Annotated in this window: 10 protein-coding genes; 4 read left to right on the forward strand and 6 right to left on the reverse strand. The window is 70.3% G+C overall.

Annotated features, from left to right (window positions below; translation table 11 throughout):
• Positions 1 to 187 precede the first annotated feature (187 nt).
• From BWI15_RS13070 to BWI15_RS13085, 4 genes are read left to right on the forward strand one after another with little or no spacing between them, the layout of a single operon-like run.
• Positions 188 to 2,380 carry a DUF4135 domain-containing protein gene (locus BWI15_RS13070; RefSeq protein ID WP_077014570.1) on the forward strand — a complete coding sequence of 731 codons (2,193 nt, stop codon included), beginning with the start codon at positions 188 to 190 and terminating at the stop codon, positions 2,378 to 2,380.
• On the forward strand, positions 2,377 to 3,435 hold the full coding sequence (locus tag BWI15_RS13075) for a hypothetical protein (RefSeq protein ID WP_077014571.1): 1,059 nt from the start codon (positions 2,377 to 2,379) through the stop codon (positions 3,433 to 3,435). The genes BWI15_RS13070 and BWI15_RS13075 overlap by 4 nt, the downstream gene beginning before the upstream one ends.
• A complete protein-coding gene (locus tag BWI15_RS13080) occupies positions 3,432 to 4,403 on the forward strand; it encodes a JmjC domain-containing protein (protein WP_077014572.1) in 972 nt (323 codons plus the stop codon). The genes BWI15_RS13075 and BWI15_RS13080 overlap by 4 nt, the downstream gene beginning before the upstream one ends.
• Positions 4,404 to 4,422: 19 nt before the next feature.
• Positions 4,423 to 5,541: an ADP-ribosylglycohydrolase family protein gene (locus BWI15_RS13085; protein ID WP_237771259.1), complete on the forward strand. Its 1,119-nt coding sequence runs from the start codon at positions 4,423 to 4,425 to the stop codon at positions 5,539 to 5,541.
• 88 nt (positions 5,542 to 5,629) lie between these two features.
• Here the strand turns inward: BWI15_RS13085 and BWI15_RS13090 are convergent, their stop codons facing one another.
• The 6 genes from BWI15_RS13090 to mltG all read right to left on the reverse strand — a co-directional run bounded on the left by BWI15_RS13090 (position 5,630) and on the right by mltG (position 12,754).
• The gene (locus tag BWI15_RS13090; protein ID WP_077014573.1) at positions 5,630 to 7,228 is read right to left on the reverse strand and encodes an FAD-binding oxidoreductase; all 1,599 of its coding nucleotides are present in this window, start codon (positions 7,226 to 7,228) and stop codon (positions 5,630 to 5,632) included.
• Positions 7,229 to 7,336: 108 nt separating this feature from the next.
• Positions 7,337 to 8,035 (reverse strand): prepilin peptidase, encoded by a 699-nt coding sequence (locus tag BWI15_RS13095; protein ID WP_237771260.1) that lies wholly within the window; start codon positions 8,033 to 8,035, stop codon positions 7,337 to 7,339.
• A gap of 54 nt (positions 8,036 to 8,089) precedes the next feature.
• A complete protein-coding gene (locus tag BWI15_RS13100) occupies positions 8,090 to 9,118 on the reverse strand; it encodes a DUF2330 domain-containing protein (protein ID WP_077014574.1) in 1,029 nt (342 codons plus the stop codon).
• 14 nt (positions 9,119 to 9,132) lie between these two features.
• Positions 9,133 to 10,596 (reverse strand): FAD-dependent oxidoreductase, encoded by a 1,464-nt coding sequence (locus tag BWI15_RS13105; protein WP_077014575.1) that lies wholly within the window; start codon positions 10,594 to 10,596, stop codon positions 9,133 to 9,135.
• Positions 10,583 to 11,410: a shikimate dehydrogenase gene (locus BWI15_RS13110; RefSeq protein ID WP_077014576.1), complete on the reverse strand. Its 828-nt coding sequence runs from the start codon at positions 11,408 to 11,410 to the stop codon at positions 10,583 to 10,585. The genes BWI15_RS13105 and BWI15_RS13110 overlap by 14 nt, the downstream gene beginning before the upstream one ends.
• A 147-nt stretch (positions 11,411 to 11,557) precedes the next feature.
• Positions 11,558 to 12,754 carry an endolytic transglycosylase MltG gene (gene mltG / locus BWI15_RS13115; protein ID WP_077014577.1) on the reverse strand — a complete coding sequence of 399 codons (1,197 nt, stop codon included), beginning with the start codon at positions 12,752 to 12,754 and terminating at the stop codon, positions 11,558 to 11,560.
• Between the last annotated feature and the right edge of the window lie 17 nt (positions 12,755 to 12,771).

Consider the following 12,771-nt stretch of genomic DNA (forward strand, 5'->3'; position numbering starts at 1 on the left):
TCCGGCCGGACGATCGTCGGACCCGGTGCTGGACACGATTCACCTCAACAATCCCAAGGAGAAATCATGGACATCAGCCACGAGCTCGACCTGGTGATCGGCGACCTGGAGTCGGAACTGCCCGCGATGGGCGCCGAGGGTGCCGCCGGCACCTGCGTCAAGGTCTACTGCGACTTCGACTGATCCGGTGACCGATCCGGCCGCCGTGCGGGCGGCGCGCGACGCATTGGTGTCCGCGGTGCACGCTCGTACGGCGGCCGGACTGTTCCCGCCTGTGGTGGCGCTCGATCCGGACGGGCTGGTCCGGGTCGAGCGGCAACTGAGCGGGCCGGCGGACGCCGAACAGCTGGCCGGACTGCTCGACCGGCCCGACTCTTCGATCCTGCTCGAAATGTTTGCCACCCTGACGGCGGGCTGCGATAACCTGCGGACGGAATTCCCCGGGACGACCGCTGCGGGAATTCTCCGGCCGACGAACGGCGCATTGTTCGGGCCATTGGTCGGACCGATATTCCTCGCCTGCCTTTCCGGCACCGCGGAGCGCTTTCGGCCGGTCGATCAAGCGGTGGGCTTTCTCGATTTCCTGCAACAATTCCTGCGGCGGCTGCGCGACGACGCGAGACGACTGTGGTTCGACGGCCAACTCCCCGTCACCGGCCTGACCGCGCACGACGGCGAGACGCACAACGGCCGCCGCCGGGTCCTGCGGGTCGACTTCCCGGACGGCCGCAGCGTTGCCTACAAACCACGCCCGGCCGACGTCGGACGGCTGTTCCTCGCGCCCGAGGCGTCCGCGTTCGCGCTGCTCAACAGCCTCTCGGAGACCGTTCGGCTCCCGGTGATGGAACTGCTCCCCCGCGACGGCTACGAGTGGCAGACCTGGATCGAGCGGCCCGCCCAGTGGGACGTGATCCGGCCCGGCCTGTCCGGTGCGGTGCTGACCGCCGAGCAGGCTGAGCTCTTCTGGCATCGTGCCGGCTCGCTGACCGCCGCCTGCTTCGGGTTCGGCATCACCGATCTGAGCGAGGGCAACCTGTACGTCGGCGGCCCGGACCCGTTGATGTACCCGATCGACCTGGAGCTGGCCTTCGTCGACGTCCGGCGCCTGTCGGAGACCGGGCTGGTCGCCGGCGAGGGCGCTCAGCACCACCACGTCGGGCTGGAGACCCAGCCGCGGCTCTGCGCCGCCGACGGGCCGACCAACTGCCTCGTGGAGCGAGACGGTCTCCAGCCCTGGCGCCGGACCGCTCCGTGGGCCAGGGACGAGACGCGGACGGTCGTCGCGGACACTGCCCGGCGTACGGGGTACGGCGCCCACCTCGGGCGCTTCCTGCGCGGCATGTTCGACGCTTGGACGCTGATGTGCACCAACGTGTCCGGACTGCGGGCCGTGCTCGACCAGCCCGCCACCACTCGCGTCCTGCTCCGCTCGACCTCCCAGTACGGCGACATGCTCGACGACTGGCTGCTGGACGGCACTCCACTGCCCGACGACCTCGATCCGGCTGAGCGCGAGCAGCTGCTCCGCCACGACGTCCCGTACTTCTACCGCTCGACCAACGGCGGCCCACTTCGCCACTGGGACCCGGAGACGAGTACGTCGGTCGCCACGGGCCGGACCGTCCCGCCACAGCTGGACTGGGCAGGCGGGCTCACGCTGTCCCGGCTGGGCACGGCTCTCCGCGACGCGGTGGCGCCGATCGCCACGGAGCTCCACTCACCGACCCTGTTGGCGGACGACAGCACCCGGGTCGCCGTACAGGATCCCGACCACGGCGCGGTCAGCTTCGACTGGGCCGAGACGAACCGCTGGGTCTGCTACCGCTGGAACGGGTCGAAGGTCACTCTCCAGCTGGCGGCGCTTGATCAGCTCACCGCCATCCGTGAGCGTCTGCTGAAGCTGGACGGCGTGGACGCCGCCTGGCGGGCCCAGTGGGCCGCCGGCCGCTTCACCGACGACACGATCGCCGAGCGACTCACCAAGCTCACGACCACCGCGGCGACCTGGCTCCAGCAGGTCATCGACGAGCACGGCTGGCCCGGCCCGCTGCTGGTCGGTGAAGCGGCTGCGAAGGCCGCCTGCCGCCTGGTCCAGCATCTGGAGAACCAGCCCGAGTTCCAGCGAGCCTGTCTGGACCGGCTCACAGCGGCGGTCGACGTACCGCCTCGCCACGTTGCCTATCTGACCGATGCGCTGTGCGTCGCCGAAGGACGTCCACAGGTCTACGGCACCAAGTTCAACGCCGTCGATGGGCAACTCGTCCCCTGTCCCTTGGAAGACCCCGACGCCGTCGACGAGCGGCGGCAGGCACTCGGCCTGCAACCGCTGGCCGACTACGCGGAGCGCCTGCGCGAGAAATTCCCCTTGGAGGTTCGATGACCGACTGGACAGCCTTCACCGCTCTCCCCTGGCAGTCCGAGCCGCTGCACCTGCCCGGCGCCGGTGCGCCGCTCAGCGCCAGTACGGCGTACGGCGCTGTGGTGGCCGCGGCGACGCCGTTCCGGGACGGGACGCGGTTCCGGGCGCTGCCGGAGGTGCGCTTCCACCGACTGAGTGGGCGGGTCGGTGCGCCGGGTGACCTCCTGCCTGGGCTGGAGGACGGATCGCTGAAGGAGTACCTGCATCGCCGACAGGCCGAGCCGTTCCTGCTGCGAGTGCGGGAGCCGTTGATGCTCGACTATTCAGTCTGGTCGCAGGTGCGGAGGTACATCGAGCCGCTGTGGCAGCAGATCGGCGTACCGGTGGTGCCGGTGGCGTCGGAGCTGGTGGTGACGGACGGACTCGCGCAGCAGGTCAGTGAGGACGGATATCTGACGCTCGTCTGGGTGCTGCACGGGCGGCTGGAGGTTGAGACCGGTGATGTCGCACTGGTCGGTGACGAGGGTGACTTGCTGTCGTGGCCGCCTGGTGCGGCTTCGGTGCGAGGGACCGAGTGCCTGTGGCTGCGGCTGCTCGTGCCGGTCGACGGGAAGCTGGCGGCGAGGCCGGTGACCGAGTTGCTGCTGGCCGGCTTGAACCGGCGGCGTGGGACGGATGCGACGCCGTACCTGCCGATGGCTGAGGCTGGGCGGCCCATGAAGCCGCTGGTGGAGACGGCTGCCGAGCTGGCTGAGCTGAGCCGTAGCGCGGAGGTCGAGCGGAGCTTGCGGGTGCAGTGGGCGAGCCGGGTCAGTGCAGGAGCGCTGGAGCCGGCGCCCGCACCACAGAGGTCGGAGCTGGTCGCCGGACAACGGGTGCGGGCCGTCTCTCCGGTCTACCGGATGCGTGACGGCGACCGGTGGCTGTGGGCGGTCAACGGGCATGCGTTCACGATCGGTGGGGGTGATGGCGTGCTGGCTGAGTTGCAGTGCGGTGAGGTGGTGGCGCGCGACGACGCGTACCTGCCGCTGCTGCGTCGACTGCACTCGCTGCGAGCTGTGGAGGTGGTGGCATGAGCGACCTGGTGACACTGACCGGCCTGGACTGGGCCGAGTTCGCCGAGCACTACTGGGACAAGCGGCCAGTGCTGATCCGTGGGGTGCAACCGGTGCCGTTCGTGGCCGAGGAGGTCTTCGCCGCGGCGGTGCGAGCACAGGAGTCCTCGTACGACGGACATCGGGCGCCGAACGCGCAGTTCACCGTCGAGCGGACTCAGCAGGGCGACCGGCTGGAGCTGTTGCCGACAGCGGCGGACGATACGTTCGACCGGTACGAGCAGCGGCTGGCTGAGCGGCTCGGGGATCGCGGGTACGCGCTGATCGTCAGCGGGTTCCACGCCTTCGACCGCGGGCTGTGGAGCCGCGAGCGGGAGTTCTTCGCGGGGCTGTGGGAGCAGGTCGGGCTGCCGCTGACCGGGGCGATCACGACGATGTTCCACGGCAACTACGACCACAGTCCGGTGGGCGTGCACAAAGACCGGTTCGCGACGTTCATGTTCGGGTTGCGGGAGCGCAAGCGGATGCGGTTCTGGGCCGAGCGCCCCTGGAGCGAGCCGGTCAGCAGCGTGGTCGACTACGCGCGCTTCGTACCGGAGTCCTTCGCGGTCGAGGTGGAGCCCGGGGATCTGCTCTACTGGCCGGCCGGCTACTACCACGTCGGCGAGAACTGCGGCCGGTCCCCCGCGACCAGCGTGAACATCGGCGTACCGCGCGACGAGCACAAGGTCGAGTACGAGCTGGAGGACCTGCTCGCCGACCTCGATCCCCATCTGCTCGTCAGCTCGACGGCGCGCCTCGATCTCCTGGCCCAGGGCATCACCGCGCCGGCTCGGGTCACGGCGCCGGACCTGAACCTCGCGGCAGAACTTCCCGACGCACTCCGGCAAGCGTTGCGAGCGTGTCAGGAGCAGTCGTTCGACGCCCGGGTCGACGAAGTCTCTCGCCAGCGATGGTGTGCCGGAGGCTTCGAGCCGATGCCCTGCTGACCGGACTACAGTCGCCCTCATGATGCAGCGGCGGGAGGAAGAGCAGTATCGGTCGCGGGTCCGCGGATGCCTGCTGGGTGGAGCGATCGGCGACGCGCTCGGCGGGCCGGTGGAGTTCACCGACGGGCGCACGATCGTCGCCGAGCACCCCGGGGGGCTCCGGATTTTCCTTGCTGGCGGCAACAACTGGCCGCCGGGAACGGTGACCGACGACACCCAGATGACGCTGTTCGCGGTCGAGGGCCTGATCCGGGCCGGCGTCCGGACCGATCGCGGACTGGGACTGACCGTTGCCGTCACCCAGCACGCCTTCGACCGGTGGCTGGACACGCAGCAGTTGCCAGGACCGAGCGGCAAGCGGGACGGCTGGCTGCAGGGTGAGCAGTGGCTGTACGCCCGGCGCGCTCCGGGCAACACCTGCTTGACCGCACTCACCGAAGCGCGGAAGGGCGGTGACGGAATCCCCCAGTTCGGCGCCCAGGCGAACAACGACTCCAAGGGCTGCGGCGGGGTGATGCGCTCGGCGCCGTTCGGCCTGCTGCCGTACGAGAACAATGCGGACTGGGTTTTCGACGCGGCAGCCGAGTCGGCCGGGTACACGCACGGGCACCCGACCGGCAAGCTCGCGAGCGGAGCGCTCGCCGTACTGGTTCACCACATCGTCCACGGCGCCGACCTCGACGCGGCACTGGACGCGACCCAGCGGATCCTCGAGGAGAAGGAACACCACGAGGAGACCACCGCGGCACTGACCACAGCACGGGAGCTCGCCGCGAGCGCCGCACCAGGCGTGGAGACCGTCGAGCGACTCGGCGGCGGGTGGATCGCCGAGGAGGCCCTCGCGATCGGCGTGTACGCCGCCCTGGCGCGTCCCGAGCCCGGCCAGTTCCTCGACGCGCTCGCACTGGCGGTCACCCACTCCGGCGACAGCGACTCGACCGGCGCGATCTGCGGCAACATCCTCGGCGCGCTGCACGGCGAGACCGCGTTGCCGGCCGAGCTCGTGTTCGCCGTCGAGGGCCGCGGCGCGATCCTGCAGCTGGCCGACGATCTGGTGCTGGAGTTCACCCGCGGCACGCACCTGCACGGCGAGTACGGTCCCGAGACCGCGTGGCGGAATCGCTACCCAGGCTGGTGAAACGGCCGAGGCGTCCGGCCCGTCCCCCGAGGATCAGGCCCGGCGCCCCGGCCGGCGGCCCACCGGTTCGATGGGCCGGGACAGCTTCTCATTCAGCGGGTTCGATGGAAAGCCGGTGGCGGAAGATGTTGCCGGGGTCCCACGTCTTCTTGATCCGGCGCAGTCGCGGATAGTTGCCGAGGTAGTACAACGAGTGCCACGGCACGCCCGACGTGTTCTGCTCCGGGTCGGCCAGATCACCGTCGGGGTAGTTGATGTACGAGCCCGCGTTGACCGCGTTCGGCACCGGTACGCCGCCGGTGTCGCGGTAGATGTCGCGGTAGGTCTTGCGCAGCCACTCCAGGTGCACCGCGTCCTGGCCCGGGTCCTGCCAGCCCGCCGCCATCACCATCTTCATCATCACGTCGCGCTGGGCCGTCGCGGTCGCGTCCGGCGCGACGGTGTTCACCTGACCGCCGTACGGGACGAACAGCAGGCTGGTCTCCGGTCCCTGGTACGACGCGTCGGTCAGCTGCCGGTAGATCGTCTCGAGCTGCGCGTCGGTGTAGCCCTTGCGCAGGTAGCCGGCCTTGTACTTGGCGCGGGCCGGCGCGACGTCCTCCGCGATCGACCGCTCCATCGTCCTGTGCAGGAACGGCCCTTCCCCCTGGTCGATCAGCTGCGGCGCGGGCGAGACCCCGGCGACGATCGCGGCGTTGAAGTCCTTCAGCAGCTTCGCCGCGTTCGGTACACCGGCGTCGATCTGGGTGGACAGCAGGAACCCGCCGGCCGACTTGTGGGTCAGGATGAACGGGCTGTACAGCGTCGCGTACGGCGAACCCGGCGCGTTGTGACGCTCGTAGAAGTCGAAGAAGTTGCGCAGCGTGCGCAGGAACCCGGCCTTGGTGACCGTGTTCCAGTCGTAGACCGTGAGCGTGGACAGCAGCGAGGCAGGGGCCTTGGGCAACAACTTCGCCGGATCCGCGCCGCGGGCCCCGACGCTGCGCAGCAGGTACCGGGTGACCACGCCGAAGTTGCCGCCGCCACCCCCGGTGTGCGCCCACCACAGGTCCCGGTGCTCGTTGTCTCGAGTGGCCAGCACGAGGCGGGCCCGGCGGTGGGCGTCCACGACGACGACCTCCACGCCGTACAGGTGGTCGACGACCGAGCCGTACCGGCGCGAGAGCGGCCCATAGCCTCCGCCGCTGAAGTGACCGCCGACGCCGACGCCGAGGCAGCCCCCGCCGGGCACAGTCACGCCCCAGCCGTAGAACAGCGCCTTGTACACGGTTTCGAGCGTCGCGCCGGCGCCGACCGAGAAAGCGCGGTGACGCTCGTCGAACGTGACCTCGTCGTACTGGGACAGGTCGAGCAGCACCTCGACGTCGCTGTGGTCGACGAAGTCCTCGAAGCAGTGGCCGCCGCCGCGGATCGCGATCCGCTTGTTCGCCCGGACCGCTTCCTGGACGGCGTCGACGGCATCACGCGGCGAGCGGATCACCCGGGCGTAGTCGGGGGCGGCGACGAAGCGGCGGTTGGTGCCGCGCTGGACGAGGTCGGAGTAGCGGACGTCGTCGGGCAGAATCTTCCCGCCGGACGGACCGCGGTCCACGGCGGCGCTCGAAGCGGTGGCGGTCGAAGCGGTGGCGGGAACGGCGAGCAGGGCGGCGCTGCCTGCGAGCAGCCCGCGACGACTGAGGTTCGGCACGACGGACTCCTAGGTCGGGAGGTTCGACCGTAGAGGGCGCCGGCCGCTCACGGCATCAACCCGGCGGCGGATCCCGGCGGTCCACCGTCAGACGTGCGGGTGACGGTTTCAGCCCAGATACAGGCGTTCCAGCGGTCCGCCGAACAGCACCCCGAGCACCGCGCCGGCCAGCATGAACGGCCCGAAAGGAAACATCTCCTTGCGCCGAAAGACCTTCGCCGCGGTCAGCAGGATGCCGAGCACCGCGCCGAGGAAGAACCCGCCGTACAGACCGCTGACGAACTCGCCCCACCCGAGCCAGCCGAGCGCCACCGCGAGCAGCCCCGACAACCGCACGTCGCCGAACCCGACCCCGCGCGGAAACACGAACCACAGCAGGTAGAACACGCCGAACCCGATCAGCCCGGCGATCGCGGCCCGTCCCAGCGACTGCCACTGCCCCGTCACCACCGCCGCGCCGACCAGCGCGACCGACACCACGCCGTACGTCGGCCAGATGATCGCGGACGGCAGGTACCGCGTCCGCGCGTCGATGTAGCCGAGCACCGCGCCCGACACCACGAGCGCGATCCACGCCGCCAGCCCACCCGCGAAGCCGATCCGCCAGCCGACCACCCCGCCCGCGACTCCGGCGAGCACCCCACACCAGATCGCGGCCCGCCGCGTAGCCAACTCGGCGTACCGCGGCTTGGTCTGCCCTTCCTCCAGGATCGGCTCGGGAATCCTGCGCAGCAGCCAGGGCCCGAGCGCGTACGCCGCCGGAGCGCACACCACCATCGCGACGACGCCGGCGATCAGATCAGACACGATGCCGCAGCCTAGACGATCAGGGCCCGGCCGCGAGCCGCGCCTGTGGACAACTCAGCGCACCCGGCGAGCGACCACCGCGGCACCGCCGCCCAGGAGCAGCAGGCCTCCGACGACGACACCGAGGGTGCTCCAGAAGCTCTCGTTCTCGGTCACGTACGTCGTCCGCTGGAAGCCCTCGTCGGTGGCCGAGCGGGTGAACGTGTAGTCGTTGGTGATCCGGCCCGGCTCCGAGAAGTACGACGAGTAGGCGGTCAGGAAGTTCGTCGGCGCGGTCAACTGCGCGGCCTGCGCGCCGTCGACCCGGCCGGCGTACAGCAGCTCCGGCGGAAGCGACGCGTCGGGCACGGTCGACGCATCCACCCGGTACGGCGCCGCGACGTACACGGTGACCGCCTGACTCGTGGTGGCTCCCTTGCTCAGCCGCATGGGGTAGACGATGCGCTTGGAAGCGAACTTCAGCCGCAGGGGCGGCGTCTCTCCACCCAGCGTCCCGTCGGCCTCCTTCGGCGCCAGCTTCACCGCGACGATCTCCCACCTCTCCGCCAGGTACGGCGTGAGGTTGGCCGCCAGCGTGTCCGGTACGGCGTACCCGTTGGTGCGCAGCCACGCGGTCACCTGCGTCGCGTTCGAGCCGCCGAGCCGCACGACCTCGAACGGTCCCAGCACCATCTGCTCGCGGACGTCGACCGCGGACCCCGGTGCCGCTCCGGCGGCGTCGCCGCCGTGGCCTCCGAAAAGCCCGGTGTCCCGGAACGGCCAGTACGTCTTCTTCACCACGACCTTCGGCCGCGTCAGCCGCACGAGCTCGGTGAACGTCGCGGGATCCCCGAGGCTCACCTCGGCCGCCGCCGGCACCGGCATGATCCAGGCCGCCTTCTTCGACGAGCCGCGGATCGCCATCGACAGCACGATCTCCTCGGTCCTGCCGTCGAAGCGGACCAGTGCGTTCTCACCGGTCGCCCGGGCCCGCGACTCCTCGTCGGCGAGGTATCCGCCGCAGGCGCAGGCCCAGGCGGGTGAGATCCCGATCGACACCAGTCCCCCAGCGAGGATGCCCGCCACCGCTCGCCATGTCCTCATGGCGCAGACAGTACTCAGGCAAAGGTGTACGGCGCGTGAAAGAAATTGGTCGGGTCGTACTTCAGCTTGATCGCGTGCAGCCGGGACAGGCTGCTGCCGTAGTACGAGTTGTTGGAACGGCCGGCCTCCAGGTAGTTCACGTAGCCGCCGGCGGAGAACCTGGTGACGGCATGATGGCCGTTGGTGACGAAGGACTGGGCCGCGCGCAGCTGCGCGGTCGTCGGGCGCGATGGCAGTCCGGAGTACCACTGGATGACGCCGAGCGCGGAACGCCACGGCCAGGCCGAACCGCCCGGCGGCTGCTTCGCGGCCTGTCCACCCAGCGGATCGAGGATCGCCGACGCGGCGACTTTCGCACGGGCGGCGGTCCGCACCGCGCCGAGCAGGCCGTTGATCGTCGCGGCGTCCATCGGGCCACGCAGTACGTCGGAGCCGGCCAGCCAGCCCTGGCGCGGGCTCGTCGTCCCGCCGCCGAAGTACCGCACCGCCTCCAGGTGGGTCTTCACCGAGATCGAGCGCGTGGCGCCCCTGGCGCCGACGAACGACTCCAGCTGCGCGGCCGCGGCCGTCGCCGAACCGGTCGTCGACACCCCGACCACGTGGATCGACAGCCCGCCGGTGCTCGTCCCGGTGACGTGCAGGTTGGCCCACGCGGTCGAGGGGGCTTCCTTGGCGAACCGCTGCCAGCCCCTGACGACGGCGGCCGCCTTCGACTCCGGCCAGGTCAGCCGGAAGAAGCCGAGCTTGCCCGCGCCGATCGTCGCCAGCCGGAACGACGTCACGATGCCGAGGTTGCCGCCGCCGCCACCGCGCAGCGCCCAGTACAGGTCCGCGTTCTGGGTCAGGCTCGCCGTCCGGACCACACCGTCGGCGGTGACCACCTGCAGCGACAGGACCCGGTCGCTGGTCAACCCGTACGTCCGGGTGTGGATGCCCATCCCGCCGCCGAGCGCCAGGCCCGCGATGCCGACCGTCGGGCACGTCCCGGTCGGCAGCGACCGGGCGAACCTGTCGAGGTAGGCGTGTACGTCGTACAGCCGCGCGCCGGCGCCGATCTGGATCGCGTTGCTCGCGTAGGTGAGGCCGCGCAACGGGCCGAGGTCGATCATCAGGCCGCCGGCGATCGTCGACGCGCCGACGTAGGAGTGACCGCCGCCCTTCGGGACGCAGACCAGCTTGTTCTTGCGGGCGAACAGGATCGCCTGCCGGACGTCCTCGACGCTGCCGGCCCGGACGACAGCGGCCGGCTGGACCGAGTCGAAGCGCGGGTTGAACAGCTGGTGCGCGGAGGCGTACCCGGTCTGGCCGGGGCGGAAGAGCGTGCCCTTGAGCGCGCGATCGAGAGCGGCCCAGTCCGGGGCGGTCGTGGACGCATGCACGGCTTCCGCACCGGCGGTGGCGGCCACCGCACCGGCGGCCAGCAGACCACCGGCCTTCAGCAGGCTACGACGGTTCCAGAGATCCTCACTGTGGCTCACGATCGTCGAGCTCCTCACGCGCGGCGGCCCTCATCGCCGCCAGCGGTGCGGGCGACCTACCCGTCATCATCTCCACCTGCAAGGTGGCCTGATGCACGAGCAGGTCAAGACCGTTCAACAGCTCTGTACCGATCCGGTGCGCCACGAGCGCCAGCTGCGTCGGCCACGGGTGGTACGCGACGTCGAAGACCACCGGCGCGACCGCGGCGAAGTGCTCGGCCCAGGGGTCGACCGCACCGCCGGGCAGCGTCGACACGCACAGGTCGAAGCCACCGATCTGCTCGACCTGCCCGAAGTCGGTCACCGAGGTCTTCAGGTCGAGCGCGGCCGCCAGGTCCAGCAGCCGCTCGGCCTTCGCGATGTCGCGAACGACCAGCGTCACCTCGCTGACCTTCAAGCCGGCGCGCAACGCCGCCAGCGTCGAGGCCGCCGTCGCGCCGCCGCCCAGGACGACGGCGGTGTCGGCGCCGGTGATCCCGCGCTCGGCGAAGGCCGCGACCAGCCCCGGTACGTCGGTGTTGTGGGCCGAGCGTGAGCCGTCGGGTTCGAACAGCATCGTGTTCGCCGCGCCGATCAGCTCGGCGACCGGATCGACGGTGTCGGCCAGCTCCAGCGCGACCCGCTTCAGCGGCATCGTCAGCGACAGCCCGCGCACGTCGTCGCCGAGCGTGCTGAGAAACCCGCGCAGTTCGTCCTCGCCGACCTCGAACGCGTCGTACCGCCAGTCCAGCCCGAGCTCGGCGTACGCGGCCCGGTGCATCGCCGGCGACAGCGAGTGCGCGATCGGACTACCCAGAACAGCACACCGAGTCATGTCAACCGCCTTGGCGACAAGCAGAGCAGCAAGGTTTTGGGGCCTCCCGGTCTGGACTGAGGAGTGTAGGGAGCGAAGCGACCGAAGCGACGAGGGAAGACCGGGAGACAAAGCCCCGAAACCCGCCGAGCCGGAGGCGAGGCCAAGCTAGCACCGCCCCTTGTGCGCCTGGCACCAAGCCTGCAGTTTGCGGACGTTCTGCTGGTGCTCCTCGGCCGTCGCCGCGAACGCGGTCTCGCCGGTGTCGAGGTTGACCAGCGTGAAGTAGAGCCACGGACCCGGCGTCGCGTTCAGCGCGGCCCGCAGGGTGTCCTTGCCGGGCGAGTTGATCGGCGTCGGCGGCAGATCGCGGTACTTGTAGGTGTTGTACGGCGAGTCGTAGTCGCGCTCCTCGTCGGTGGTGAACACCCCGCCGCTGCGGCCGGTCACGTAGTGCACGGTCGAGTCCATCTGCAGCTTCATGTCGCGCTGCAGGCGGTTGTAGATCACCCGGGCGACCTTGCCGTAGTCCTCGGGCCGGTTGGTCTCCGCGGCGATGATGCTGGCCACGATCACCGCCTGGTACGGGTCGAGCTTCTTGCGCTGCGCGGTCTGCGGCAGCTTCAGCTCCGCCTGGGTCCGGGCGAACTGCGCGGTCATCAGCCGCAGGATCGAGTACGCCGTGGCGTTTTTCGGTACGTCGTACGTGCCCGGGTAGAGGAAGCCCTCCGGGTTGTTCTTCGCGTACGACGGCAGCCCGAGCGACCATGGCTTGGCCATCGCGGCGGCGACCGAACCCGGCGGGAGCTTGACCGTCTTGTTCTCCTGCAGCTTCTGGGCGACCTGCTCCTTGGTCCAGCCGGAGTTCACCCCGATCCGGGTGACCCGGATCGACTTGGCCGGGTCGAGCATCAACGCCAGCGCGGCCTTGGCCGACATCTTCTTGCGCAGCGTGAACGTCGCGGCCTGGATCTGCACGCTGCGCGGGTCCTCGCGGGCGGCCCGCTCGAAGGCGCGGGCCGACTTCACCACGTCCTTCTTCTCCAGCGTGTCCGCGATCGCCTGCGCGCTCTGGCCCTTGGTCACCTCGACCTGCACCGAGCCGGTGCCCTCGCCCTCGTAGTCGGGCGCGGCGAACATCTGCTCCAGGTAGTCGCGGCCCTTGCCGAAGCCGAACATCAGTCCGCCGATCAGGCCGGCCACCACCAGCAGCGACACGAGGCCGGCGAAGCAGCCGAAACCTCGCCGGGCCCGATGCTTGCGCCGGTTCGCCCGCCGCTCGGTCCGGCTCTCCGGGCGCAGGCCCAGGTCGACGTCGAGGTCGTCGGTCTCGTCGAGATCGCCGTGCGTAGAGGTCCTGCTCATCCTTCGACCACCGCTGT

This window comes from Kribbella sp. ALI-6-A (assembly GCF_001984195.1).
In the GTDB taxonomy this organism is placed as follows: domain Bacteria; phylum Actinomycetota; class Actinomycetes; order Propionibacteriales; family Kribbellaceae; genus Kribbella.

Excerpts from the sequence above, each read along its gene's own strand:
- mltG (WP_077014577.1), bottom strand. The coding sequence starts at position 12,754 with ATGAGCAGGACCTCTACGCACGGCGATCTCGACGAGACCGACGACCTC.
- BWI15_RS13100 (WP_077014574.1), bottom strand. The coding sequence starts at position 9,118 with ATGAGGACATGGCGAGCGGTGGCGGGCATCCTCGCTGGGGGACTGGTG.
- BWI15_RS13110 (WP_077014576.1), bottom strand. The coding sequence starts at position 11,410 with ATGACTCGGTGTGCTGTTCTGGGTAGTCCGATCGCGCACTCGCTGTCG.
- BWI15_RS13080 (WP_077014572.1), top strand. The coding sequence starts at position 3,432 with ATGAGCGACCTGGTGACACTGACCGGCCTGGACTGGGCCGAGTTCGCC.
- BWI15_RS13075 (WP_077014571.1), top strand. The coding sequence starts at position 2,377 with ATGACCGACTGGACAGCCTTCACCGCTCTCCCCTGGCAGTCCGAGCCG.
- BWI15_RS13085 (WP_237771259.1), top strand. The coding sequence starts at position 4,423 with ATGATGCAGCGGCGGGAGGAAGAGCAGTATCGGTCGCGGGTCCGCGGA.